The organism is Lentibacillus kimchii, assembly GCF_042666895.1.
GTDB classification, from domain to species: domain Bacteria; phylum Bacillota; class Bacilli; order Bacillales; family Amphibacillaceae; genus Lentibacillus; species Lentibacillus kimchii.
This window is the reverse complement of sequence record NZ_JBHTGR010000001.1, coordinates 34,648-58,970: the sequence shown is the minus strand read 5'-3', so window position 1 is coordinate 58,970 and position 24,323 is coordinate 34,648. Positions and strand designations below refer to the sequence as shown.

The window sequence follows — 24,323 nt, the reverse complement described above, 5'->3', positions numbered from 1 at the left end:
TTTGTGAAAAAATGGCGCACTTAAAACGAAAGGCTTGAACAGCCTTGAACAATTCAACCAGCTAACTATGTAGTTCAGGCAAATTCTGCCTATATTATTTATAGCAAACAACAGTCAACATTGCAACTTTCTTCTAAATTTCTGTCATAAAACAGACAAAATCGTGTCAAAATGGAAGATATCACACTAAAATGACAACCGTCACATAAATTTCAGTTGTCCCTATAAGGATCACATATTATGATGTAATAAGACTTGTTCATATTATGTAAAGTGAGGCAAACTTATGGTTAAAATATTAAAGTGGCTTTCAATCATTGCGTCATTGGGAATGATGTTTGTTCTAATCGGCGGATCACTTGTTACCAAGACCGACTCAGGTATGGGCTGTGGCAGCAGCTGGCCGCTCTGTGAAGGACAACTGCTTCCTTCTGATATTACTCCGAAACTTATTATTGAGCTTGCTCACCGTTTCATTTCCGGTATTATGGGATTTGTTGTATTGGCATTATCTATCCTGTCATGGATTTATCTTGGCCATATACGAGAAGTTAAGTTCCTTTCATTTATGTCGTCGTTTTTCCTTGTTTTGCAAGCTCTTCTCGGTGCGGCAGCTGTTATCTGGAATCAATCCGACTTTGTAATGGCAACACATTTTGGGATTTCACTCATATCCTTTACAGCTGTATTTCTTCTGATGCTTTTGATCTTTGAAATCGACACAAAATTCGATGCTAAGACATTAATCATTCAGAAAAAACACAGAGTTGAACTTTACTTGCTAACTATATATACAATCGCCGTTGTCTATACCGGGGCATTAGTACGGCATGTTCAAGCGAGTATGGTATGCGGCAGCTGGCCGTTCTGCAACAATCAGAATCCGCTGGCGTTTGGCGATTACAATTTCTACCAATGGATACAAATGGGCCACAGAACCGCTGCAGGTATCCTGTTTATATGGACAATTGTTTTTGCTGTCCGCATGATCAGACAGTACCGGTCACATCGCATTATGAATTACGGATGGATTGTGACGGCATCTTTGATTATATTGCAAGTGTTTTTTGGTGCCATGAATATTTTCACCAATATAAACCTGGTCGTTTCCTTAGTGCATTCATTTGTCATCTCTGTCTATTTCGCCATGCTTTGTTACTTTATAATCCTCTCAACAAGAAGTGCCAAACACGAAAAAGGCAACGGCTAAAACCGCTGCCTTTTTTCTATTCAAATTCAATCAGTAAGTCATTAACGGCTATAGCATCCCCGTCACTGACATAAATGTCCTTGATCACACCGGAGAATGGTGCCTGAACGGTTGTTTCCATCTTCATAGCCTCGTTTATCAGCAAATGGTCGCCTTTCTGTACTTCGTCGCCTTTGTCGCAAACCACTTTAACAACAGTTCCAGGCATTGTAGCACCTATCTGTTTCTCATTGCTGTCATCAGCCTGAGGCCGTACAGCAACCTTTGATTGAACATTTTCATCTTTAATGATCACCTGTCTTGGTTGGCCATTCAATTCAAAATAGATAACTCGAGTGCCATCTGAGCGCGGCTCGGAAATCGAGACAAGTTTCACAAACAATGTTTTTCCCTGCTCAATTTCCACTTCGATTTCCTCATCCAGTTCCATCCCATAAAAAAATGTCAGCGTATCAAGTACAGAAACATCACCGTATTTTTCCTGGAATTTATTATAATCCATAAACACTTTAGGATAGAGTGCATTGGATACCAAATCAAATTCAGTAACCTGCCGATCCAATGTTTTGAATAACGCATCACGTTCCTGCTTAAAGTCAATCGGATCAAGCAAGGCACCTGGACGATCGTTAATAGGCTCTCTTCCTTTTAGAATGATACGCTGCAGCTCTTTGGGAAATCCCTGATACGGCTGTCCAATATAGCCCTGAAAAAATTCGATAACCGACTCAGGAAAATCAATTGATTCACCCTGTTCATAAATATCATCTTCGGTCAGATTATTTTGCACCATGAATAAAGCCATATCCCCCACTATTTTGGAAGACGGCGTCACTTTAATAATATCGCCGAACATATCATTAACACGCCGGAACATTTTTTTAACCTCGTTCCAGCGATCTTCAAGACCAACTGCCCTGGCCTGCTGTTTCAGGTTACTGTATTGCCCGCCAGGCATTTCATGAAAATAAACTTCTGTATGCGGGGCTTTTAAGCCGCTTTCAAAATCCTGATAATGCGTCCGGACACCTTCCCAGTAATGGGATAATGTTTCAAGTGAATCAAGATCAATGTCTGGCTGTTTAGTTGTTCCATCAAGTGCATGATATAACGATTGGGCACTCGGCTGAGATGTCAGTCCAGCCATTGGCGCATTGGCCACATCAACGGCATCAACACCCGCATCAATGGCACGTGCATACGTATAAATACCATTGCCGCTTGTATCGTGGGTATGCAAATGAATAGGCAGATCGACCGTATTCTTCAATGTATTAACAAGCTGATAAGCTGCCTCCGGTTTTAATAATCCAGCCATATCCTTAATACCCAGGATATGCGCGCCTGCATGTTCAAGCTCTTTAGCCAGATGTTTATAATAGTCAAGATCGTATTTGCGGCGTCCAGTATCCAAAATATCAGCTGTATAGCACATCGAGGCTTCAGCTATTTTGTCATTTTCTCTGACGGACTGAATAGCCGGTGTCATACCCTCAAGCCAATTCAAGCTGTCGAAAATGCGAAAAACGTCGATTCCGGCATCAGAACTTTTCTCCACAAATTCATGAATGAGATTATCGGGATAATTTTTGTAGCCAACGGCATTACTTGCCCTCAGCAGCATTTGCAATAGAACATTCGGCATTTTTTCCCGCAATGTTAATAGACGCTGCCACGGATCTTCTTTAAGAAAGCGGTAAGCCACATCAAATGTGGCACCTCCCCACATTTCAACAGAAAATAATTCAGGCAGCATACGTGCCGTTGGCTCTGCAATCTGTGTTAAATCTTTTGTTCTGATCCTTGTCGCCAGAAGTGATTGATGAGCATCACGAAATGTCGTGTCTGTCAATTTCACTTTCTTTTGTCCCTTTAGCCAAGACGCGAGACCATCAGGGCCATACTGATCCAATAGCTGCTTTGTCCCTTCCGGCATAGCTGCATCATGATTAATCGCCGGTACAGGCGGCGGTGTCAATAATGGCTTTTTCTTATCCGGTATGCCTTCAAACCCATTCACAGTTGTCTCAGCAATATACGTTAACATTTTCGTCCCACGGTCTTTTCGTCTTGGGAAAACAAATAATTCCGGTGTCTGGTCAATGAATGTTGTGTTGTATTCACCCGTCAGAAATTGTTCATGAGAGATGACATTTTCTAAAAAAGGAATATTGGTTTTGATCCCGCGAATGCGGAATTCCTTTAAATTTCTGACCATTTTTTGAGCAGCTTGCTTAAACGAGAGAGCCCAAGTGGATACTTTCACGAGTAATGAGTCATAATGGGGAGAAATTACCGACCCCTGAAAGCCGTCACCCGCATCAAGCCGTACCCCAAATCCGCCACCTGTACGGTAGGCCATAATTTTCCCGGTGTCTGGCATGAAATTGTTGAGCGGGTCTTCTGTCGTAACGCGTGACTGTATAGCATAGCCATGTGTGGTAATGTTTTCCTGATGTGGGATTTCGATAGAAGTATCATGTATATGTTTCCCGGAAGCTATTTTTATTTGTGTCTGAACAATATCAATGCCCGTAACCATTTCCGTGATGGTGTGCTCAACCTGAACACGAGGGTTAACTTCAATAAAATAATACGTATCATCCGCTACTAAAAATTCAACTGTACCTGCATTAAGATAAGCAACATTTGTCATGAGCTTAACAGCATCTTGTGCAATATCATGACGCAGGTTTTCCGGAAGAGAGACGCTCGGTGCTACTTCAACAACTTTTTGGTGCCGGCGCTGAACCGAACAATCCCGCTCAAATAAATGCACAATATTCCCGTGTTGATCACCAATCACCTGCACTTCAATATGTTTGGGATTCTCAATCAATCTCTCAACGTAAATCTCATCACTGCCAAAAGCAGCACGCGCTTCTGATCTTGCCCGTTCATATGCCTCCGCAAGCGAATCTTCATGGCGGATGACCCGCATACCGCGTCCACCGCCTCCCAGCAACGCTTTAATCATGATCGGATAACCATATTTCCTGCCGAAATCACGCACCTCATCGAGCGATGAAACTGGAGCGTCACTCCCCGGAATAACAGAGAGTCCGGCGTTTAGTGCTTGCGTCCGTGCTTTAACTTTATCACCAAACATATTTAAATGCTCACTCGTCGGGCCAATGAAAATAATGCCTTCTTCTTCGCATCGCTGGGCGAATTCAATATTTTCTGACAAAAATCCGTAACCTGGATGAATGGCATCAACTCCTACCTTCTTGGCAAGCTCAATGATCCCTTCAATGTCCAGATAGGCGTCGATCGGCTTCTTTTCCTCACCAACTAAATACGCCTCATCAGCTTTATAACGATGATAGGAGCCGATATCCTCCTTTGAATAGACCGCAACTGTCCGAATATCCAGTTCGGTACAGGCCCGAAACACCCGTATAGCGATCTCTCCACGGTTAGCCACTAGAACCTTATTGATCTGTTTTCCCTTTGCCATGTTCTTCCTCCTTTATTAGAGTATTGTTTTTCGTCCTCTTTCTCATTGCCAGGCGCAGGGGCCTGCTCATTCCGTCTTACAGATTTGGCGATATTGTTCAATATCCCCATTGATGCCATCATTACCAATAGTGACGAGCCGCCGTAACTGACAAACGGCAGCGGGATACCTGTGATTGGCAGAATACCACTGATGGAGCCAAGATTAATAAACGCCTGAAATCCTACCATTGAAGAAATGCCGATTGCCAGTAAAGCTCCAAAAGTGTCAGTACACTTCCTCGCTATGAACAGCCCTCGCAGAACAATAGCGGCGAGCAGTCCGAGCACAATCACCACTCCGATGAACCCTAATTCCTCAGCGATAAGCGCCATAATAAAATCCGTATGAGGCTCCAGTAAGTATCCCAGTTTCTGAACGCTTTGCCCGAGTCCTTCACCTGTCAGGCCGCCATTGCCAATAGCCAGATAGGATTGGACCAAATGGTAGCCATCATCACCTGGATCCTCAAACGGCTGATAAGCACCAGCAAATCGGCTGATTCGCTCATCAGTTGCCATACTGGGGATGGCTGCAGCAACCAAAATAAGCCCAACCATTATAAGAATCGACAAATGTTTGAACCGGATACCAGAACTGAACATCATCGATCCAGCAATCAATAGTATAATAACAGCTGTGCCAATATCAGGCTGCTGGATAACTAAGCCTGTGATAATAGCAATCAAAATCAACGGCGGTAACACGCCTCTGTTAAACTCATTTATATAGGCCTGTTTTTTGGAATAAACAGAAGCAAGATATATAATCAGCCCCAACTTGGCAAATTCAGCAGGCTGCAGACTGAGAGGTCCAAAGTCAAACCAGGATTTGGCATTATTAATCGTAATGCCAAATATCAGCACTGCTGCGAGCAGGATCAGAACAAGAATCATAATCATTTTAGTCAGCCTCTGATAATACCTGTACGGAATAGCACTGGTCAAGATGAACACGGCTACCGCCAAAACAAACCATTGGCTCTGTCTGACTAAATAAAAAGTGCTTTCATGTTCTTGTTCTACTGCCAAAACCATACTCGCACTGTAGATCATGATAATTCCGAATGCTGCTAAAACGACAGGCGTTATCATTAATGTGAAATCATAATCTTTGACTTTCTTTAACATCCGATTTCTCCCCAAGATATTTGATAGCAACAGCTTGTTTTATATGATGATTGCGTCATTCGCTTGCATATTGTGCACACGTACTTAAATAAAAAAACCTTGCCACCGTCTGATCAGGCAAAGTTTTTACAGCACTGCTTCATCATTACACGGTATTTTGTGCTGCCTCGTGCAATTTATTAAGCTCTCTTTCCAAATTTTCCATAAGTGCTTTACCTTCATTCTCATCAATCAAGTTCAGCCGCACAGCGAAGTCAATTTCCCGTGAAAGACCAAACATCTGTGTATCCAGCACCTCTTCATATAGAGGACACTGCGGCATTGTCAGGTTTTCAATCTGTACTTCAATCAGCTGGTGAATTTGGGCGGCATCTGCTTTCAGAAGTGCATAGGCTTTGTCGCGATGTGTTTCTGTCACCTCTCGAATCAATACTATCCCCCCATTAAAAAGACTGTTTTAACTTAATAATACCGTTTGTCCTGCGAAAATGCAAATGAAATTTTAAATAGAGATGGTGTTTTTTTAAAATGAACGATCTTTCTTTATCCTATCAACTGGGCAGTGAGCATACCCTTGTATTACTCATCCCGGATTTATTGAATAAATAACGTTTAAGAGATTAAAGTGATCCGATATTTGTTTACCTGGATGTCACAAGTCTTCCGCCTGTGTTAAAGTAATAACAGGAACCTATTGAGAGGTGACAGACAATGAAAGCACAATGCATTTTATGCGACACCGTAAACGATTTGGAAGATGACTCACTGAAAGCTAAACGTCTGCGCAATCGCCAGGTTAATATGTATTTATGTCCAGAATGTTATGAGCGGATCACTAATAAAACAAAAGAAAGATATGCGACCGGAAATTTCCGGTTATATAGCGACAACAGCAGGAAGAAAAAAGATCTCATCTAACATATAGCCAAAACTCCCCAATCAGGGAGTTTTTTTATGATACCTGCTTCGATTTCCTCTCTCTGTATAACCGTAGACGATAAATACCCAGAACAGCACAAATAATAATCAAGCTATCTGTAATCGGATAGCCTGTCAAACTGAAAAAGTTCAAGATAAGTGTTCCTAACATGAGCAGTATATAAACCATAACAGACTTTAAAACAGGCAATTCTTTTGCAAATCCGAGTTTATAAGCAACTGCAGCAAAAATCAGATTAGCTATGTAAAACGTCCAAAAAGCATTAAGACTATCCAAGTGTTCTATAACGAATTCATATACCAGACTATAACTTGTACCCATTCCTACCCCCCATTAATTGAGCCGTGAAACTCAATAGTCTATCTTACTTAGTATACTAAAAAATCAGCTTGGTCGCCAGTTAAAATCGTCATCTTTGCTTCTGATCGCTCATTCGTGTATACTGGACTACGGAAAATGAGGTGTCTAAATGAAAAATATTAACATTCCAATGCTGCTTCTGGCCACACTTGTCATTTTAATGTTTGTCCTTGTCGGTATCGCAATTGCTTTCCGCAATATATGGCTTATTTTACTGTTTATCTTACTTGGCTGTGCCTTTATGGGATTTGGCATAACGCTTAAACGCAGGAGAAAGTGATGTTTCTGAACCGTCACTTTCTCCCTTTTTTTATATAATCCTCGACAATATTCTCCTGAATCGCCGGGTTGCAAGTTAAAACGGATCCTTTCTGCAATAGATTAACCGAATCGCCAAAAGCATTCATTGTGTTCCCGCCTACTTCATCGACAATAATAATACCCGCTGCAATATCCCAGGGGGCTAATTCCATCGTCATATAGCCATCCATAATCCCTTCTGCAACCGCTGCAAATTCCAGTGCGGCCGACCCATATGTTCTTGTCCCTCTGACAGTTTTAACTAAATTCTGCATGACTGTTTCATTAACAAGTCGATTCTCACATAGCCAGAAATGATTCAGACTTAAAATCGCTTCCTTAAAATGCTTATGTTTGTTTAAAGGCAGGAGCCCCTTCTCATTTCTATATGCCCCTTCCCCTTTTTTAGCACTGTAGAGGACATCAGCCATCACATCATAAATTAAGCCGATTTCACCAATACCATCATGGTAGATGCCAACTGATATAGCAAAATTCCGTTTCTGATGCACGAAGTTCATGGTCCCATCGATCGGGTCGATAATCCAGACAGTGCCATCAAGTGCGCTCACTTCATCACCGTAGCCTTCTTCGCTGATAATGCGATGATCAGGAAATGTTTCTTTTATACGCGTCATGAAAAAATATTCCGTATCACTGTCCATTGTCGTCACCAGATCATTGGGGTTCGATTTGGTTGTGACTGTCAGCGGATCGCTAATATTGTCCCGGATCTCCTTTCCTGCTTCAAGCACCCATCCCTTTGCCTGTTGATAGATTGTTTCGCGATCATCCCAATTCATCTGCAAGCCTCCAGTCATTGATTTAAGCCCATCATACCAAATAAATGACTGAGAAGCATGCTCACTGATTCATCCCTGACTATAAACGCTATAAGTCAGCGATTCAGGGAATACAGGCATATGTAAATGTGGGGCCCCTTTTGTTACAGGTTTTCCTTCAGAACACAACACATCATTCAAACGTTTAGATTCTGACTATCTGCGCTGCCTCATGCGTCATCATCGCTGAATGCCAGCAGCTGCAAACGCAAATGTTTCAGTTTTTCTTTGGATCGACTAATTTGAACGCGTTCTTTTGCCTGGATAGCATCGTACAGAGTCATGAGTTCATAATCAATTTCCAGTCGAAGGACAGGCAGGTCTTCCCGATTTGTTTGCTTTTGAAGATCCTCTATGACATATTTCATGTCATCCACAACCTTTCAAATAACTTAAATTATTTATATGCTTTAAGCTGGCAAGACGTTCCTAAACCATCCATTCTCAGCATAAAAACGCGATTATCTATATGGACAGTATATGGGAAATACAGCTGTTATAACTTGACTGAATTTTGTTTTTGCTTAATAATACTACTTGAATGGATTGGATTGCAGAAAGGATGAGTAGCATGGTGCTTGCTGAATTTACAAGCCAAGACTTTCAAACGTTTGAGATAGATGGTCTGGAAGAACGTATGGAAGCAATACGCTCAAACATCCAGCCGAAATTCCAACGTATTGGTGAAGAACTTGACCGGGACATAGCAGACATAACCGGCCAGGACATGTACGTTCATATTGCCCGGCATGCACGGAGAACTAAAAATCCGCCAAATGATACATGGATGGCCTTTTGTCATGATAAACGCGGTTATAAAAAACACCCGCATTTTCAAATCGGTTTGTGGGATGACCATTTATTTGTTTGGCTTGCCTATATTTATGAGCTTCCAGATAAACAAAAAATGGCTGAATCATTCTTAAACCACATTGACGATATTCGTCAGTCTGTCCCGGATGATTATGTCATTTCGCTTGATCATACAAAAAAGGATGCAAAAAAACTTGCAGACATTGATTTAGAACAAGCTTTTAGCCGATTTCGGGATGTGAAAAAAGCTGAGTTTCTCATTGGAAAGCACTATCAGCCGGATGCCCCTGTTTTAAAAGATGAACAAGCCTTTTTATACGACGTGAAAACAACATTTAAAACGCTTCTTCCGCTGTATCAGCTATCAATGGTATAGAAGACTGAGACATAACAAACCTTATCAATTTTAATGAGATATGATATTAAATACTGGAAGTGAAGGAAATACAACAAGAGACCCTTGAAGGAACGGCATTGATGAACCTCCGCAGTCCACAGCGTTGCGAAGATTGACCAGCCGTTCACGGCTAGGACGTATACTATTTCCAGCCGGATTTTTGTTTAGTGAAACACGTTCATCCTGTCTTAGGACATTTTAATGGTTTTTGTTTCGCTGTTCCGCGCTTCCTTAACAACTGGAAAACTGGCGTAGCCTGATGCCCGTTCAAATTCCCGAAAATACGTTTTTTCCTCACTCTTACCCGGGACAACCTGTTTGAATTTCTGGTAGGCGGCCAGCAGTTCCTCCCGGTTAACATTTTGTTCATAAGCCTTTTCGACGCAGGAAAAGAAATGGACCACATCGATCACTTCCTGCGTTGACCAGCTGTCATCCAATGGGTAATGATAATCCATTGCTGTCAGTCACCTCACTTATAACTGCTTATCCAGCAGCAGATATTTCGTTGCATTTGCATCTGAGTGGCTATGGTTGATTTCTTTCCTTTCCAATGCCACGCCTTTATCATATCATGCTTAAAGTTTTTCTGGCGAATACACCCTTTGTATGAGAGACAGGCTGAGGACTGCTCGTTCTCACTCTTACGCTTAGAGTGCAGCGACAAATGAAGATGAAAGCAAAGTCCGGTCATTTCGTTGTTAAAACATTCAAACAAGAAAAACGGGAACCGGAAAGATGGAAAACCGCGAAAGTCCTAAGCACAAAAAACCAGGGTGCACATCAGCATCCTGGGTTTTTATATTTAATCACCATCATATTGCATCTGTTTTAAATCCTATTCACCTAACCAGTCCAACTCCTTGAACCTATACATAAAGACTATGAAAAAAATGAGGGCTGCATCACCTGTGCAGTCCTCACTTTTCACCGCAGATTGACTTACATCGTATGAATCGGTGTACCCAATGCGACGTCAGCTGCTTCCATCGTTACTTCGCCAAGTGTTGGATGAGCATGAATCGTTAGAGCAATATCTTCAGCTGTCATGCCCGCTTCAATAGCCAAGCCGATTTCTGCAATAACGTCACTGGCATTTGGACCAACAACCTGCGCACCAATAACCAGACCATCCTCTTTTCGCGTAATCAGCTTCATGAAACCGTCTGTCTCATTCAAGGACAAGGCACGGCCATTGGCACCAAATGGAAATTTGGATGCTTTCACATCGAAGCCGGCATCTTTCGCGTCCTGTTCGTTGTAACCGACACTTGCAAGTTCCGGATCGGAGAAGACAACAGAAGGCATTGCTAGATAATCGACTTCTGATTTTGCACCGCTGATAACTTCAGCTGCTACTTTCCCTTCATACATAGCTTTGTGGGCAAGCGGCAAGCCATCGACTATATCGCCAATAGCAAAGATGTTAGATACATTGGTGCGGCGCTGTTTATCCGCTTTAACAAGGCCTTTGTCACTCACCTCAACACCAGCATGTTCTAAACCTATTTCTTCTGTATTTGGTTTACGTCCAACCGTGACAAGTACATAATCAGCATCAATCGTTTCTTCTTTGTCATTGACGCTATAGGTTACTTTAACACCTTCATCTGTTTCTTCAGCACTTTTTGCCATTGCTCCGGTAACAATATTAACATTTTTACTTTTTAAACCTTTTTGGACAGGTTGTTTAAGCTGCTTCTCAAATGCGGGAAGGATCTCTTCTGTTCCTTCGAGAATCGTTACCTCTGTACCAAAGTTGGCGTAGGCTGAACCAAGCTCTATTCCGATATAGCCACCGCCGACAATAACCATTTTTTCCGGAATTTCCTGCAGACCCAAGGCTCCGGTGGAATCAAGCACGCGATTGGAGAACTTGAAATTCGGTATTTCGATTGGTGTCGATCCCGTTGCAACAATACAGTTATTAAAAGTATATGTCTGGGAATTCTTTTCATCCATTATTCTGACAGAATGTTCATCAACAAAGTACACCTCACCTTTGACAATATCTACTTTGTTGCCTTTCAGCAGACTTTCCACACCTGAGGTTAATTTATTAACGACAGTGCCTTTCCATTCCTGGACCTTGGAAAAGTCAACTGAAACATTCTCGGTCGTGATCCCCATATCTTCATTTCCGCCGGCAGCCTGTGCCTTATGGCCGGCTTCGATCAGTGCTTTAGATGGAATGCAGCCAACATTCAGGCAAACACCGCCCAAATCACCTTTTTCTACAATCGTCACGTTCTGACCCGACTGTGCAGCGCGAATAGCAGCCACATAGCCGCCAGGTCCTGCGCCCACTACTAGTGTGTCCGTTTCAATTGGAAAATCTCCTACAACCATAACTTAAGCCTCCATCATAATTAATTGTGGATCATTCAGCAGCCGTTTAATTTGATTCAATGACATTTGACCGGTTGCACCATCAACAATCCGGTGGTCAAAACTCAAGGATATTGCCAGTACCGGAGCAACGACAATCTCACCATCACGTACAATCGGTTTTTCCTGGATGCGGCCGAGACCCAGAATAACGGCTTCAGGGTAATTTAACACTGGTGTAAACCATTGACCTCCAGCTGAACCGATATTAGTAATTGTATTGGAAGCCCCTTTCATTTCATCAGGTGCCAGTTTACCACTGCGGGCTTTATCTGCCAACTCGTTAACTTCCTGCGATATAGCAAACAGTGATTTGCGGTCGGCATCTTTAACAACTGGAACAAGCAAACCTCGATCCGTATCAGCAGCGATACCGATATTGTAATAATGTTTATAAACAATTTCATTCGTGTCGTCATCAACCGAAGCATTCAGGATCGGATATTTTTTCGAAGCCGAAATTAATGCTTTGGCGACATATGGCAGATAAGTCAGTTTGATTTCCTGTTCTGCTGCAATCTCTTTGAATTTCTTACGGTGTGCAACGAGTTCAGTTACATCAACCTCATCCATGAGTGTCACGTGAGGTGCTTTGCTCTTGGAATTGACCATAGCATTAGCAATTGACTTCCGCATGCTGGTCATTTTCTCCCGCGTTTCCGGATACTCAGCTTTAGCTGGTTCTGCTGCTTTCGGCTGTTGTTCATCTGTTTCAGCAGCAGGCTGACTGCCGCTTAAGTATTGATCAATATCTTCTTTTAGAATACGGCTATTTCTTCCGGAACCTTGCACTTCTTGAATGCTAACGTCATTATCACGTGCATATTTCCGGACAGACGGCATAGCAATAACGCGTTTATCATCAAGGGATGATGCCGTTTCAGCCGGCTGCTTTTCAGCTGCCGTATCATCTGTTTGTTTATCGTCGGCTGATTGAGCGGATTCTTCCGATGCCTCTGATTCCTCTTCATCGTCATCCTCATAACCTTCTGCATCAAATGAGATAAGCGTGTTGCCAACAACGGCTACCTCACCCTCACCCACATGAATTTTGGTTACGGTTCCATCAACCGGGGACGGAATTTCGACAACAGCTTTATCATTTTGGACTTCACAAAGCACATCGTCTTCTTGAACCTCGTCGCCCTCTTTAAAAAACCATTTAGCTATTTCGCCTTCGTTAATCCCTTCACCAATATCCGGTAATTTAAAATTAAATGCCATTGCAGTGACCTCCAATCATTCGTTAAAAGTTGATAACATCATTTACTTTTTGGATGACATCTTCATATGATGGCAGCCATATTTCTTCTGCCTGTGAAAATGGATAAACTGTATCTGGTGCTGTCACACGCATAACAGGGGCTTCTAAGTGGAGGATAGCCCGCTCCTGTATTTCTGATACAACATTTGCAGCAACACCTGCCTGGCGCTGTGCTTCCTGAATCACAACAGCATGATTGGTTTTCTTAACGGACTCAACAATTGTCTCTGTATCGAGCGGTGAAATCGTCCGCAGATCAACCACTTCTGCTTCAATATTATTATTTTTCAGTTCATCTGCTGCCTTCAGGGCTGTGTGAACCATAGCACCATAGGCAATAAGTGTAACATCCTTGCCTTCCCGTTTAATGTCTGCCTTATCAAGATCTACCGTATAAGTTTCGTCTGGAATTTCTTCACGGAATGACCGGTAAAGTTTCATATGTTCCATGAAAAATACGGGATCATTATTACGTATAGAAGAAATCAACAAACCTTTCGCGTCATATGGCGTTGAGGGTATAACCACTCTGAAGCCAGGCTGCTGTGCAATCAGGCCTTCCAGGGAATCCGCGTGCAATTCTGGCGTATGAACGCCGCCTCCAAATGGCGTGCGTATTGTAACCGGTGCCGATTTAGTGCCTCCTGAACGGTAACGCATACGTGCCGTCTGACCATTCAGCGCATCCATCGCTTCAAGAATAAAGCCAATGAACTGTATCTCAGCAACCGGCCGGAAGCCTTGCAGCGATAGTCCCAGTGAAAGACTGCCGATACCAGATTCGGCAAGCGGTGTATCAAAAACACGGTCTTCGCCGAATTCATCCTGCAGTCCTTCTGTAGCACGGAATACGCCGCCATTTTGGCCAATATCTTCACCTAAGAGAAGCACATTGTCATCATCTTTTAATTCATGATGCATGGCGTCCGTAATAGCCTGGATCATTGTTTTTTGTGCCATGGTTTACTTCGACTCCTTTTCTTTGTATTCTTCCATCTGCTCTTGCAGGTTGTGTGGAAGTTCCTCAAACATATTACCAATTAGATCGGTTACTTTCTGTTTAGGATAATTATCTGCTTCTTTAATGGCCTTTTTGATATCAGCCTTAGCGTTCTCAATAACCTGATTTTCCTCATCTTCTGACCATATGCCCTTGTCATTTAAATACTTGCGGAAACGAATAAGCGGGTCTTTCTTCTCCCACTCGTTTGTCATATCCTCTGTGCGATAACGTGTCGGGTCATCCCCGGCCATCGTATGCGGACCGTAACGGTATGTCTCCGTTTCAATCAGCGTTGGTCCTTCACCATTCACAGCACGTTCACGGGCTTTTTTCGTAGCCGCATAGACTGCAAAAACATCCATGCCGTCCACCCTGAAACTAGCAATACCGGCTGCCACACCTTTTTGAGCCAGTGTTTTTGCGTTTGTCTGCATATTAACTGGAACCGAAATAGCAAACTGGTTATTCTGTACAAAGAAAATGGCTGGAGCACTGTAAGCCCCTGCGAAGTTGATTCCTTCATAGAAATCACCCTGGGATGTTCCGCCGTCACCTGTATATGTAACAGCGACTGCCTGTTTGCCGCGTTTTTTAAGTCCCAGCGCTACACCAGCTGTCTGCGTATATTGGGCACCAATGATAATCTGCGGACTTAACGCATGAACATCCTCAGGCATCTGGTTGCCAGCATAGTGTCCTTTCGAGAACAGAAAAGCCTGATACAGCGGCAGGCCCTGCCAAATAAGCTGTGGAACATCACGATATGCGGGCAGTAAATAGTCTTCTTTTGTTAAGGCAAAGTGACTTGCTAACTGCGAAGCCTCCTGGCCTGCTGTCGGTGCATAAAAACCCAGCCGTCCCTGGCGGTTAAGCGCAATTGAACGCTGATCCAGCACACGTGTATAAGTCATACGGCGCATCAGTTCTTTTAGATCATCGTCTGATAAATCGGGCTTCCAGTCTTCATTCACTATCTCGCCGTTTTCATCAAGAACTTGAAACATTTCAAATTGATCTTCAATATTTTCAAGCACGTCTTTCACGATCGTTCACCTCTTCCTTTCTGTTTAACTGTTTATAGTCTTTTCCAGCCTTTCTGAATTATGAATGAAACAGTACCTATTTGTTTTAACGTTTCCCGGTTTTGTCCGCTTGTAATCATAACGTCCGCGCATCGGAAAAACTGTTGCAGTTAAAAAACAAAAATTAATGATACAATTCATGATCCTGTATTAATTATAGCCCACCGACAGTTATTTCGTCAATTAACATAATTAAACATTGATCATAGTTACGAGGATGTCACCGTTAACACGAATACAGCCCCTGTTCTATGGTGTTCTGTTATAATAAATATACTAAGCTGTATTAATTGCAATAGCCTTTTTTCGAAAAAAAATCAGATGATTAATTAATCATCTGATTCCTTTTGCTTATCCTGCTGTTCATCATCTTGCTTATCCTGCTGTTCATCATCACCGCTGCCTTCGCTGTCATTTCCTGCGTCTTCGTCATATTCAACGTTGACTCCGGCGGCACTGTAAAATTCTTTTTTACGTTTGTTATATTTAGCGGTCAGCTTATTGAATTTTTTGTTTTTGTCAATAACCGCCTCATAATTGTCATTCAGTTTTTTGATATGTTTAGTCAGCGCTTCCTGCTCCAAGTCTTCTTTTTGAAGCATTTTATACAACTTTTGTTCCTTTTTGAGTGACTTAGAGTAAGATTCATGCAGTTTATCGTACGCATCATAGCGATTCATCATGACGTCATACATGTCTTCGCCTTTCTCACTGGCTGCATCGTCCTCAAGCTCTGAAAGTGTGTCTTTAACGCTGGAAAACTCCTCTTTGGAAGCCTTCATACTTTCCTGTTCATTGTCAATTTTATCCTGTCTGGTGTTAATATTATCTAGGGCCTGTCCGGCCAGTTTCTTGATTTTATCGAAATCCTCCATGCTCAAATCACGGACTTTTCGATAGATATCCTGCTCCTCCTGTTCCAGTTCAACAACGTCATCCTGCTGTTTTTCAAAATCCTGCTCCAGTTCGACTGCTTTCTCCAAATGATTGTATATTTGTTCAGATGGTGCAGTACCGCTGCAGGCAGACAGCATTATTAAACCGAATAAACCAATGAATAATGGCTTTTTCCATAACACAATACATTTCTCCCCTCAGACCAGTTTACTTGTCTTTTAGTATATCATATGATGTTCAAGCAGTGGTTTAATTCGAAACTTTTCCCTTTCAAATACTGCAATTTTATCATACACTTCATTATATTATGTTAAAATTGCAGTATGAAAGATTGACTGGGGAATGGATAGTAACGTGCTAATATATAAACAATTAATGACCGATTTCGATGACATGATAGCGGGAAAGTGAGCTGCTAAAATGTAAGGTGTCATTTTAGTTTCTAATTAACACTAAAGAATCAGCTAGGGAGTGTTAGACCAATGATTACAATGGATGATATTGTTCGTGAAGGGAATCCAGCTCTGTCTAAAAAAACAGAGGATGTTCCTCTTCCGCCATCTGACGAAGATATACAACTCTTAAATGACATGCTGACGTTTCTTAAAAACAGCCAGGATGAAGAGACAGCCGAGCAATATAATTTACGTCCAGGCGTGGGACTTGCTGCGCCACAGCTGGGACTGAACAAACGGATGTGTGCTGTACACTTTGAAGATGCGAAAGAGAAACTTTACAGTTATGGCCTCATTAATCCAAAAGTTGTCAGCCATTCGGTTGAACAGGCTTACCTGACGGACGGAGAAGGCTGTCTTTCGGTTGACCGTGATGTAGAAGGTTATGTGCCCCGCAGTGCTCGTGTCACAGTTAAAGCGATCGGCACCGATGGCAAAGAACTTAAATTACGGCTGCGTGGCTATCCTGCGATTGTCGTGCAGCATGAAATCGATCATCTGCATGGCATCATGTTTTATGATCATATTAATACAGAAAACCCATTTGCCACTCCGAACAATGCCAGACCAATTGACTGAGATTCATCTGCAGGGATCTGTATTTAATAGGTTCCTGTATCGTTTTACATAAAACTTGCAAATATAACCTTAAGACAATCACGGGAACCAATTCGCTGAAAATGTTAATGCTTTTTTAAATAATGACGTTGTTTTAATTTCAAATTAGAGCGATTCGTATTATACTGTGTAATTAAGAGGGATTGGATCGGCAGAACGTTTTTTATTGCTTTTCTTACACGCTGGGTGGAAAACATTGCATTTATTTAAAACCACCGAAAGAAAAAATGAAAAACACTGGAAACAGTTTTTGAGCTTAGAGCGCGTAACTTCGAATCAAACACATGTCCCGGAGACATCTGCGTGCTCACTGCACTGAAAGCTTACGGCCTGAAAAATAATTACTGTGACCTCTAGCGGAATCAGGACGGTGATGCAGTCACTGGCAGTTGTTCATCAGGAAACACGCCATACTGCAGACAAAATAGAAAAGCAGCATCTGCTGCTGTATAACGGAAAAAAGAATGAACAGTTCAGGAATGACGGATGCACACTATTTAACAAAAGAACAATTATGTTAGGAGAGATAATAATGGTTTTTAAAGTTTTTTATCAAAAAATGCCAGATGAAATACCTGTACGCGAACGTACTGAAACCTTATACGTTGATGCAGAATCTGAATCAGAAGTACGCCATAAATTAGCCGGCAAGTATACAAATATTGAGTATATTCAGGGTCTTGATGAAGCACATTTAGCTTATGAGAAAAAATCTGATCATTTTAAACTGGAGAACCTCTAAGGCATGAAATTTGTCAAAAATGATCAGGCGGCGGTTTTTGCATTAGGCGGACTCGGCGAAATCGGGAAAAACACTTATGGCATCCAATTTCAGGACGAAATCATCCTGGTTGATGCCGGAATTAAATTTCCTGAGGACGAGCTTTTAGGTATTGATTATGTTATTCCGGATTATACCTACCTGACGCAAAACCAGGACAAAATTAAAGGTTTATTCATAACACACGGGCATGAGGATCATATTGGAGGCATTCCATACCTTTTGCGTGAAATAAATGTGCCCATTTATGCAGGAAAACTTGCGGCCGGCTTAATTCGCAACAAACTTGAAGAACATGGCTTACTGCGCAACACCAAATTGAACACCATCCAAGAAGATGATGTGATCAAATTCCGTAAAACATCCGTTTCTTTTTTCCGTACGACTCACAGTATTCCTGATTCCTATGGCATTGTGGTCAAAACGCCTCCGGGCAATATTGTCCATACTGGTGATTTCAAATTCGATTTCACACCTGTAGGCGATCCTGCCAATCTGACAAAAATGGCTGAAATCGGCAGAGAAGGCGTGCTTTGCCTCCTTTCAGACAGTACAAACAGTGAAGTACCAGGTTTTACAATGTCCGAACGCGTTGTTGGGCAAAACATCCACGATATTTTCAGCAAAGTTGACGGACGGCTGATCTTTGCCACATTCGCGTCGAATATTTATCGTCTGCAGCAGGTCGTTCAAGCAGCGGTCAAGCATGACCGGAAAATTGTTGTATTTGGCCGGAGTATGGAATCGTCTATCCGCATTGGCCAGGAGCTTGGTTATATTGAAGCGCCCGATAATACATTCGTCGAAGCGAATCAGATTAATCGTCTACCAGCTAATAAAGTAACGATTCTGTGCACGGGGTCACAGGGCGAGACAATGGCAGCTCTGTCCAGAATTGCTAATGGCACACACCGCCAAGTCCAAATTAATCCCGGTGACACGGTTGTTTTTTCATCGTCGCCGATCCCAGGCAACACTGTAAGCGTAAGCAACACCATTAATAAACTTTATCGTGCAGGTGCTGATGTCATCCACGGGCCACTGAGTAATATCCATACATCCGGTCATGGAAGCCAGGATGAACAGAAGCTGATGCTCAGACTAATGCAGCCAAAGTATTTCATGCCAATTCATGGTGAATACCGGATGCTTAAGGAGCACATGAAGCTTGGTGAGGCATGTGATGTCAAACAGGAAAATTCATTCATAATGGATAACGGTGATGTCCTGGCTCTGGGCAATGATAATGCGAAAATTGCCGGAAAAATCCCCTCAGGCGCCATATATGTTGATGGAAGCGGAATCGGTGATATCGGTAATATTGTCCTGCGCGACCGCCGCATTCTGTCTGAAGAAGGCCTGGTTATGATTGTGGTCAGCATCAACATGAAGGAATTCAAAATTGCTTCAGGTCCCGATATCATCTCTCGCGGTTTTGTGTATATGCGAGAATCGGAGGATCTGATCAAAGAGGCTCAAAAACTGGTTGCCAAACACTTGGACAAAGTCATGGAACGTAAAACAAGTCAATGGTCTGAAATCAAAAACGAAATAACCGATACCATTGCACCATTCCTCTTTAAAAAGACAAAACGCAGACCAATGATTCTGCCTATTATTATGGAAGTCTAAGAGCGATAACCATGGCGCGCATTGGTGTTAAGTTAAAAAGATGGCATGAAATAATTTCATGCCATCTTTTTTATCGTGCTGACGCTGCACTGTTTATTTAACGGTTTCCTTCATCAAAACACTAAATGCCTTTCAAATCGGGAAAGATCATTATCTGCCCCAATGATAATAAGCGTATCATCCTCTTCCAGCACATCATCAGCTGCCGGAGACACGTTAATAGAATCCTCGCGCTTAACAGCGACAACGTTACAGCCATACCTGGCTCTGATATCCAAATCAATCATTGTTCGTCCGTCCATCTTTTTACCTGCCTTCACTTCAACAATACTGTAATCATCCGACAATTCCAGATAATCAAGAATGTTGCTGGAGATTATATTACGGGCAATACGTTTTCCCATATCCCGCTCCGGATGAACAACCTGATCAGCACCAATACGGTTTAATATTTTCTCATGATAATCATTTTGCGCTTTTACGGTTATTTTTTTAATGCCAAGATCAGTCAGGACAACAGTTGTTAAAATGCTGGCCTGGATATTATCACCGATAGCGACGATAACATGATCAATATTTTTAATGCCCAGATCCTTCAATGTTGCTTCATCTGTTGAATCTGCAATCACAGCGTACGATGCTATATTTTTGAACTCATTTATCTTGTCCTCATCAGCATCGATCGCTAATACATGCCTGCCTTCTTCGCTGAGTTCTGTGCATATACTGCCGCCAAAACGGCCTAATCCAATTACGGCATAATCACGTTTCATTCCGGTTCCTCCAAAAGTCATTTGTCCTAAGTTTATCACACCAAGCGTTATATGGCATCAGAGAACTATCTTAATTATGCGGTTTTGCTAAACCATTTTTCACGCCTTGATGTCATACACTGTGCTGCGTCCCAGCCTGGATTCACTGCTATGGGCAATGCTTTTGTGTCAAGGAGTCAAATCGCATCGAGCATGTCAAATTGAGACTTAACCAATTCAAAATACGTTCCGTGCTGTTGCATTAATTCATCATGACTGCCATTTTCCAAAATCCGGCCGTTTTCCAAAATAAAGATATTATCCGAATCTCTGATTGTTGACAGGCGATGAGCGATAATAATAGCTGTTCGTCCCTCTAGTAATCGCTGCAGTGCCTCCTGGATTTTAACCTCGGTTTCAGTATCAATACTGGCTGTTGCTTCATCCAGTATGATAATTTTCGGATCAGCAAGCAATGCCCGGGCGAATGATAACAGCTGCCGTTCACCTGCCGAAAGAATATTGCCGCGCTCTTCTACTTCTGTATCATAACCATTTGCCAGTCCCCAGATAAAAGCATCAGCCCCTACCATTTGTGCCGCCTCAACGACTTCATCATGGGTTGCATCCGGACGGCCGAAACGAATGTTTTCCATAATGGTGCCGGAAAAAATAAACGTATCCTGCAGGACAACACTAATGTCACGACGCAAATTATCTAAGCGAACATCACGCAAATCATAGCCATCCACTTTGACAGCCCCTTTTGTCGGATCATAGAAACGGTTGATCAAATTAGCAATGGTGGACTTTCCGCTGCCGGTATGACCCACAAGTGCGATCGTCTCCCCTGCTTGAACATCCAGCGATATATCCTCTAAAGCAATCCGGTCACTATCATAAGCGAATTGAACATGATCAAATGTAATAGCCCCTTGAATGTCAGCAATATCAACAGCACCTGGTTTATCAACGACATCCGGTTGCTCATCAAGGAATTCAAAAATACGTTCCGAAGCTGACATTGCCATGAGCAGCTGATTATACACCTGCCCCAGACGTGAGATAGGTTCCCAGAACATCCCGATATAAAAGCCAAACGCGACAAATGTTCCGATAGCAATGCCGCCATTTGCCTCACCCTGAAGGATAAGAAAGGCACCGTAGGAAATCAGAATAATTGTGCCCAGTGCATTACACATTTCCACGACAGGGCCAAACATGGCACTCTTTTTAACCGCTGTGCGCCATCCTTTGAAATTATCTGTATTAAGTCCTTCAAAATAAGCGCCATTTGCTGCTTCCTGGGAAAATGACTGCGTGATGCGTATACCCTGAATGCTCTCATTGAGATGGGAATTCATTCGCGACTGCTGGATGCGCACATTCTGCCACGAACGCCGAATATTACGCCTCAGCTTTGTAGAAATATAAAACATGATCGGCAGCACGACCATAATAGCCAGTGCCAGTTTTGGACTTAATACCAGCAGAATCACAACAATTCCAACCAGCATGACCATATCCATCAGCAAATTGATAATACCGTTCGTGAACAGATCCTGCAGGGAATTAGTATCATTCATAACTCTTACAATAATTGATCCGGCTGAGCGTCTGTCAAAAAAGCGGTGTGATAATCGCTGAATATGGGAAAATAAGTGCTGACGCAAATCATAAATGACATTTTGCCCAAGTATATTCACCCATTTAATCCGAAAAATATTGCCGACATAGCTCAAGACATATAAACCAGCAATAATGATTACAAGATAGGTCAGCATGGTCATATTTTGATTGGCAAGAATGTGGTCAAAAGCTACTTTACCAATCAGGATCGGAACAATCAGCCGGACAGCTGTCGAAATAAACATCGCTATAACGGCACCGGGCAAGTACGTTTTGCTGTACGGACGCAAATAGCCCAGTAAACGCCACATTTGCTTCCAGTTAAATGGTTTCTCAACAGCCTGGTCAACCGTATAATAAAAGCGATTTAGATGACGGTTTTCATTCGTTGCCTCTTTCACTGTCATCCCCCCCTGTTATGTTGATGTTTCCAAGACTTGTTCTCGATCCTGATACTGAATATTATAAATACGTTCATATGGTCCTTGATTGTGAACTAATGTTTTATGCGTGCCCCGCTCAACGATTTCACCATTTTCCAGGACAAGAATTGCATCCGCATGTTTTACTGAGGCTATCCGATGCGCGATAATAAAGGTCGTGCGTCCTTTCATCACTTCTTTTAATGCTTTCTGGATTTTAAACTCGGTATCCATATCAACCGCTGATGTTGCATCATCGAGGACAAGAATAGCTGGGTTAATACATATGGCTCTGGCAATCGCTATACGCTGTTTTTGACCACCAGACAGCCCCATGCCGCGCTCGCCCAGCATCGTGTCATAACCGTTCGGCATTTGCGAAATAAAATCGTGTGCCTGTGCCCTTTTTGCCGCATCTATAATCTGCTCTTCTGAAATAGATGGGTCACCATAACGGATATTTTCTCTGATCGTGGTGGAAAACAAAAAGGACTCCTGCAGGACAAAACCGATTTGCTGACGCAGAGCTCGCAGCTGGTAATCAATCACCGGCCTCCCATCTATCAGCACCTCACCCTGCTCAGGTTCATAAAAACGAGGGATGAGCTGTGTGATACTTGTCTTCCCTGAACCAGTTGCCCCCATCAGTCCGATAATCGTTCCAGGCGGAGCATCGAAATTGATTTGTTTAAGAGCCCTTTCATCATTTTGCGTATACGTTAGGGTGACGTCCCGGAATGTGACATGCCCAGTAATTGGTATGTCGACAGCATCTTCTTGATCAATTACGTCTTCTTTGGCATCCAAAATTTCCAGAATCCTCTCCCCGGATGCTTTGGCCTGAGAATACGTATTGATAACAAACCCGAGATCCACCAGTGGGTCCATGATATACCAGACAAGACTAAAAAAAGCGACTAATGCTCCCAGACTGAGATCGCCATTCGCAACTAGGGCACCGCCAAAAGCCAGCAATAAGACAACACATATATTTCCGATTAATTCCATAACAGGAAAGTACCTTGACCAAATGCGTGAGGTGAACAAATAATGCTGTCTGTAATCTTCATTACTGTCAGAAAACCGGCTGATTTCAAAATCCTCTTTCGAGAGCGATTTCACGGTGTCCATCCCGCTGACATTTTCCTGTACGCGGGTATTCAGGCGTCCGAATGAACGGCGAACGCCCCTGAATGCCGGATGCACCCGTCTGTCAAATTGAAAAACTACCACTGCTAAAAAGGGTATAGAGGCCATTGTGATCAGTGCAAGCGGTATGGAATAGTAAAACATGACTCCCAGACTGAATAAAATCAGCATCGTAATCTCCACAAGGTCTGATATGCCAGAGGAGATAAAATTACGAACACCATTCACATCAGTTGTCTGACGTGCCATAAGGTCGCCGGTTCGGGCGTTATCATAATATTTAAAAGATAATACCTGCAGCTTGTCGTATAGGGCTTCCCGAATTTTATACACAGCGGTTACGCCAAATAGATCTCCCGTATATTGATGTATGAAAGCCGAAATGCTTTTCACAATCATAATCAGAAAAAAACCACCCGCAATATACGGAATGAGGGAATACCGTTCCATAAGTACTACCTCATCAATTGTTAATTGCAGAACAATTGGGTACACAACCGTTATAGCCACGACCACTAACAAAAAAGCCAGCGACGTGAATAAATACTTTTTATAAGGCCAGAAAAAGGGTTTTAATCTTTTGAATATGTCCACTGTATTTTCCCTCCCCTGATGTCATTTCATAATATCTAATATAACTCTTGTTAACTCAAAAATCTATACTTTTGTAATATTTTTTATTTTAATTAAATTAAAATTGACTGACTTGTATAGCAAAAAATGTTACAAAATGTTTTTTATATGTCGATTCAGGGTAAAT

The 24,323-nt window shown here is 42.4% G+C and carries 22 protein-coding genes; 7 read left to right on the top strand and 15 right to left on the bottom strand.

Annotation, left to right across the window (positions count from 1 at the left end; all coding sequences use genetic code 11):
• Positions 1 to 286: 286 nt before the first annotated feature.
• Positions 287 to 1,210: a COX15/CtaA family protein gene (locus ACFQU8_RS00340; protein WP_382357164.1), complete on the top strand. Its 924-nt coding sequence runs from the start codon at positions 287 to 289 to the stop codon at positions 1,208 to 1,210.
• A gap of 16 nt (positions 1,211 to 1,226) precedes the next feature.
• On the opposite strand, the gene pyc is transcribed toward ACFQU8_RS00340, so the two are convergent.
• The 3 genes from pyc to ACFQU8_RS00325 form a co-directional block, all read right to left on the bottom strand.
• Positions 1,227 to 4,670, bottom strand: coding sequence for a pyruvate carboxylase (pyc, locus tag ACFQU8_RS00335; RefSeq protein WP_382357163.1), 3,444 nt, complete (start codon positions 4,668 to 4,670; stop codon positions 1,227 to 1,229).
• A complete protein-coding gene (gene ftsW / locus ACFQU8_RS00330; protein WP_382357162.1) occupies positions 4,637 to 5,839 on the bottom strand; it encodes a putative lipid II flippase FtsW in 1,203 nt (400 codons plus the stop codon). The genes pyc and ftsW overlap by 34 nt, the downstream gene beginning before the upstream one ends.
• A 145-nt stretch (positions 5,840 to 5,984) precedes the next feature.
• Entirely contained in the window at positions 5,985 to 6,266 is a 282-nt protein-coding gene (locus ACFQU8_RS00325; protein WP_382357359.1) for a YlaN family protein, read from the bottom strand.
• Positions 6,267 to 6,550: 284 nt separating this feature from the next.
• On the opposite strand from ACFQU8_RS00325, the gene ACFQU8_RS00320 reads away from it, so the two are divergent.
• A complete protein-coding gene (locus ACFQU8_RS00320) occupies positions 6,551 to 6,757 on the top strand; it encodes a YlaI family protein (protein ID WP_382357161.1) in 207 nt (68 codons plus the stop codon).
• A 34-nt stretch (positions 6,758 to 6,791) separates the two neighbouring features.
• Here the strand turns inward: ACFQU8_RS00320 and ACFQU8_RS00315 are convergent, their stop codons facing one another.
• Positions 6,792 to 7,100 carry a YlaH-like family protein gene (locus ACFQU8_RS00315; RefSeq protein ID WP_382357160.1) on the bottom strand — a complete coding sequence of 103 codons (309 nt, stop codon included), beginning with the start codon at positions 7,098 to 7,100 and terminating at the stop codon, positions 6,792 to 6,794.
• A 148-nt stretch (positions 7,101 to 7,248) separates the two neighbouring features.
• Between ACFQU8_RS00315 and ACFQU8_RS00310 the strand changes: the two genes are divergently transcribed.
• Positions 7,249 to 7,419, top strand: a complete 171-nt coding sequence (locus ACFQU8_RS00310; protein ID WP_382357159.1) for a DUF5325 family protein — start codon at positions 7,249 to 7,251, stop codon at positions 7,417 to 7,419.
• A gap of 13 nt (positions 7,420 to 7,432) precedes the next feature.
• On the opposite strand, the gene ACFQU8_RS00305 is transcribed toward ACFQU8_RS00310, so the two are convergent.
• Together ACFQU8_RS00305 and ACFQU8_RS00300 are read right to left on the bottom strand one after the other, a co-directional pair.
• Positions 7,433 to 8,242 carry an inositol monophosphatase family protein gene (locus ACFQU8_RS00305; protein WP_382357158.1) on the bottom strand — a complete coding sequence of 270 codons (810 nt, stop codon included), beginning with the start codon at positions 8,240 to 8,242 and terminating at the stop codon, positions 7,433 to 7,435.
• A gap of 209 nt (positions 8,243 to 8,451) precedes the next feature.
• The gene (locus tag ACFQU8_RS00300; protein WP_382357157.1) at positions 8,452 to 8,649 is read right to left on the bottom strand and encodes a hypothetical protein; all 198 of its coding nucleotides are present in this window, start codon (positions 8,647 to 8,649) and stop codon (positions 8,452 to 8,454) included.
• A gap of 203 nt (positions 8,650 to 8,852) precedes the next feature.
• Here ACFQU8_RS00300 and ACFQU8_RS00295 point away from each other — a divergent pair, with 203 nt between their 5' ends.
• A complete protein-coding gene (locus tag ACFQU8_RS00295; protein WP_382357156.1) occupies positions 8,853 to 9,470 on the top strand; it encodes a YktB family protein in 618 nt (205 codons plus the stop codon).
• 209 nt (positions 9,471 to 9,679) lie between these two features.
• Here ACFQU8_RS00295 and ACFQU8_RS00290 read toward each other — a convergent pair whose 3' ends face one another.
• From ACFQU8_RS00290 to ACFQU8_RS00265, 6 genes are all read right to left on the bottom strand, one after another.
• On the bottom strand, positions 9,680 to 9,949 hold the full coding sequence (locus tag ACFQU8_RS00290) for a UPF0223 family protein (RefSeq protein ID WP_382357155.1): 270 nt from the start codon (positions 9,947 to 9,949) through the stop codon (positions 9,680 to 9,682).
• 484 nt (positions 9,950 to 10,433) lie between these two features.
• On the bottom strand, positions 10,434 to 11,840 hold the full coding sequence (gene lpdA / locus ACFQU8_RS00285; protein WP_382357154.1) for a dihydrolipoyl dehydrogenase: 1,407 nt from the start codon (positions 11,838 to 11,840) through the stop codon (positions 10,434 to 10,436).
• 3 nt (positions 11,841 to 11,843) lie between these two features.
• A complete protein-coding gene (locus ACFQU8_RS00280) occupies positions 11,844 to 13,103 on the bottom strand; it encodes a dihydrolipoamide acetyltransferase family protein (RefSeq protein WP_382357153.1) in 1,260 nt (419 codons plus the stop codon).
• Positions 13,104 to 13,125: 22 nt separating this feature from the next.
• Positions 13,126 to 14,103 carry an alpha-ketoacid dehydrogenase subunit beta gene (locus ACFQU8_RS00275; RefSeq protein WP_382357152.1) on the bottom strand — a complete coding sequence of 326 codons (978 nt, stop codon included), beginning with the start codon at positions 14,101 to 14,103 and terminating at the stop codon, positions 13,126 to 13,128.
• A 3-nt stretch (positions 14,104 to 14,106) separates the two neighbouring features.
• A complete protein-coding gene (gene pdhA, locus ACFQU8_RS00270) occupies positions 14,107 to 15,189 on the bottom strand; it encodes a pyruvate dehydrogenase (acetyl-transferring) E1 component subunit alpha (protein ID WP_382357151.1) in 1,083 nt (360 codons plus the stop codon).
• Positions 15,190 to 15,557: 368 nt separating this feature from the next.
• Positions 15,558 to 16,307 carry a YkyA family protein gene (locus ACFQU8_RS00265; protein ID WP_382357150.1) on the bottom strand — a complete coding sequence of 250 codons (750 nt, stop codon included), beginning with the start codon at positions 16,305 to 16,307 and terminating at the stop codon, positions 15,558 to 15,560.
• Positions 16,308 to 16,607: 300 nt separating this feature from the next.
• Between ACFQU8_RS00265 and def the strand changes: the two genes are divergently transcribed.
• The 3 genes from def to rnjA all read left to right on the top strand — a co-directional run bounded on the left by def (position 16,608) and on the right by rnjA (position 19,611).
• Entirely contained in the window at positions 16,608 to 17,159 is a 552-nt protein-coding gene (gene def, locus ACFQU8_RS00260; RefSeq protein WP_382357149.1) for a peptide deformylase, read from the top strand.
• Between the two features lie 571 nt (positions 17,160 to 17,730).
• Positions 17,731 to 17,940 (top strand): DNA-dependent RNA polymerase subunit epsilon, encoded by a 210-nt coding sequence (locus tag ACFQU8_RS00255; protein WP_382357358.1) that lies wholly within the window; start codon positions 17,731 to 17,733, stop codon positions 17,938 to 17,940.
• 3 nt (positions 17,941 to 17,943) lie between these two features.
• Positions 17,944 to 19,611: a ribonuclease J1 gene (gene rnjA, locus ACFQU8_RS00250; RefSeq protein ID WP_382357148.1), complete on the top strand. Its 1,668-nt coding sequence runs from the start codon at positions 17,944 to 17,946 to the stop codon at positions 19,609 to 19,611.
• A 113-nt stretch (positions 19,612 to 19,724) separates the two neighbouring features.
• Here the strand turns inward: rnjA and ACFQU8_RS00245 are convergent, their stop codons facing one another.
• The 3 genes from ACFQU8_RS00245 to ACFQU8_RS00235 all read right to left on the bottom strand — a co-directional run bounded on the left by ACFQU8_RS00245 (position 19,725) and on the right by ACFQU8_RS00235 (position 24,157).
• Complete coding sequence (locus ACFQU8_RS00245) at positions 19,725 to 20,384, bottom strand: potassium channel family protein (protein ID WP_382357147.1); 660 nt, start codon at positions 20,382 to 20,384, stop codon at positions 19,725 to 19,727.
• A gap of 176 nt (positions 20,385 to 20,560) precedes the next feature.
• Positions 20,561 to 22,399 carry an ABC transporter ATP-binding protein gene (locus ACFQU8_RS00240; protein ID WP_382357146.1) on the bottom strand — a complete coding sequence of 613 codons (1,839 nt, stop codon included), beginning with the start codon at positions 22,397 to 22,399 and terminating at the stop codon, positions 20,561 to 20,563.
• A gap of 9 nt (positions 22,400 to 22,408) precedes the next feature.
• Positions 22,409 to 24,157 (bottom strand): ABC transporter ATP-binding protein, encoded by a 1,749-nt coding sequence (locus ACFQU8_RS00235; protein ID WP_382357145.1) that lies wholly within the window; start codon positions 24,155 to 24,157, stop codon positions 22,409 to 22,411.
• Positions 24,158 to 24,323 lie beyond the last annotated feature (166 nt).

What these genes read in the sequence shown, in the direction of transcription:
- ACFQU8_RS00340 (WP_382357164.1), top strand. Translation starts at nt 287, where the DNA reads ATGGTTAAAATATTAAAGTGGCTTTCAATCATTGCGTCATTGGGAATG.
- pyc (WP_382357163.1), bottom strand. Translation starts at nt 4,670, where the DNA reads ATGGCAAAGGGAAAACAGATCAATAAGGTTCTAGTGGCTAACCGTGGA.
- ftsW (WP_382357162.1), bottom strand. Translation starts at nt 5,839, where the DNA reads ATGTTAAAGAAAGTCAAAGATTATGATTTCACATTAATGATAACGCCT.
- ACFQU8_RS00320 (WP_382357161.1), top strand. Translation starts at nt 6,551, where the DNA reads ATGAAAGCACAATGCATTTTATGCGACACCGTAAACGATTTGGAAGAT.
- ACFQU8_RS00315 (WP_382357160.1), bottom strand. Translation starts at nt 7,100, where the DNA reads ATGGGTACAAGTTATAGTCTGGTATATGAATTCGTTATAGAACACTTG.
- ACFQU8_RS00310 (WP_382357159.1), top strand. Translation starts at nt 7,249, where the DNA reads ATGAAAAATATTAACATTCCAATGCTGCTTCTGGCCACACTTGTCATT.
- ACFQU8_RS00305 (WP_382357158.1), bottom strand. Translation starts at nt 8,242, where the DNA reads ATGAATTGGGATGATCGCGAAACAATCTATCAACAGGCAAAGGGATGG.
- ACFQU8_RS00300 (WP_382357157.1), bottom strand. Translation starts at nt 8,649, where the DNA reads ATGAAATATGTCATAGAGGATCTTCAAAAGCAAACAAATCGGGAAGAC.
- ACFQU8_RS00295 (WP_382357156.1), top strand. Translation starts at nt 8,853, where the DNA reads ATGGTGCTTGCTGAATTTACAAGCCAAGACTTTCAAACGTTTGAGATA.
- ACFQU8_RS00290 (WP_382357155.1), bottom strand. Translation starts at nt 9,949, where the DNA reads ATGGATTATCATTACCCATTGGATGACAGCTGGTCAACGCAGGAAGTG.
- lpdA (WP_382357154.1), bottom strand. Translation starts at nt 11,840, where the DNA reads ATGGTTGTAGGAGATTTTCCAATTGAAACGGACACACTAGTAGTGGGC.
- ACFQU8_RS00280 (WP_382357153.1), bottom strand. Translation starts at nt 13,103, where the DNA reads ATGGCATTTAATTTTAAATTACCGGATATTGGTGAAGGGATTAACGAA.
- ACFQU8_RS00275 (WP_382357152.1), bottom strand. Translation starts at nt 14,103, where the DNA reads ATGGCACAAAAAACAATGATCCAGGCTATTACGGACGCCATGCATCAT.
- def (WP_382357149.1), top strand. Translation starts at nt 16,608, where the DNA reads ATGATTACAATGGATGATATTGTTCGTGAAGGGAATCCAGCTCTGTCT.
- ACFQU8_RS00255 (WP_382357358.1), top strand. Translation starts at nt 17,731, where the DNA reads ATGGTTTTTAAAGTTTTTTATCAAAAAATGCCAGATGAAATACCTGTA.
- rnjA (WP_382357148.1), top strand. Translation starts at nt 17,944, where the DNA reads ATGAAATTTGTCAAAAATGATCAGGCGGCGGTTTTTGCATTAGGCGGA.
- ACFQU8_RS00245 (WP_382357147.1), bottom strand. Translation starts at nt 20,384, where the DNA reads ATGAAACGTGATTATGCCGTAATTGGATTAGGCCGTTTTGGCGGCAGT.
- ACFQU8_RS00240 (WP_382357146.1), bottom strand. Translation starts at nt 22,399, where the DNA reads ATGACAGTGAAAGAGGCAACGAATGAAAACCGTCATCTAAATCGCTTT.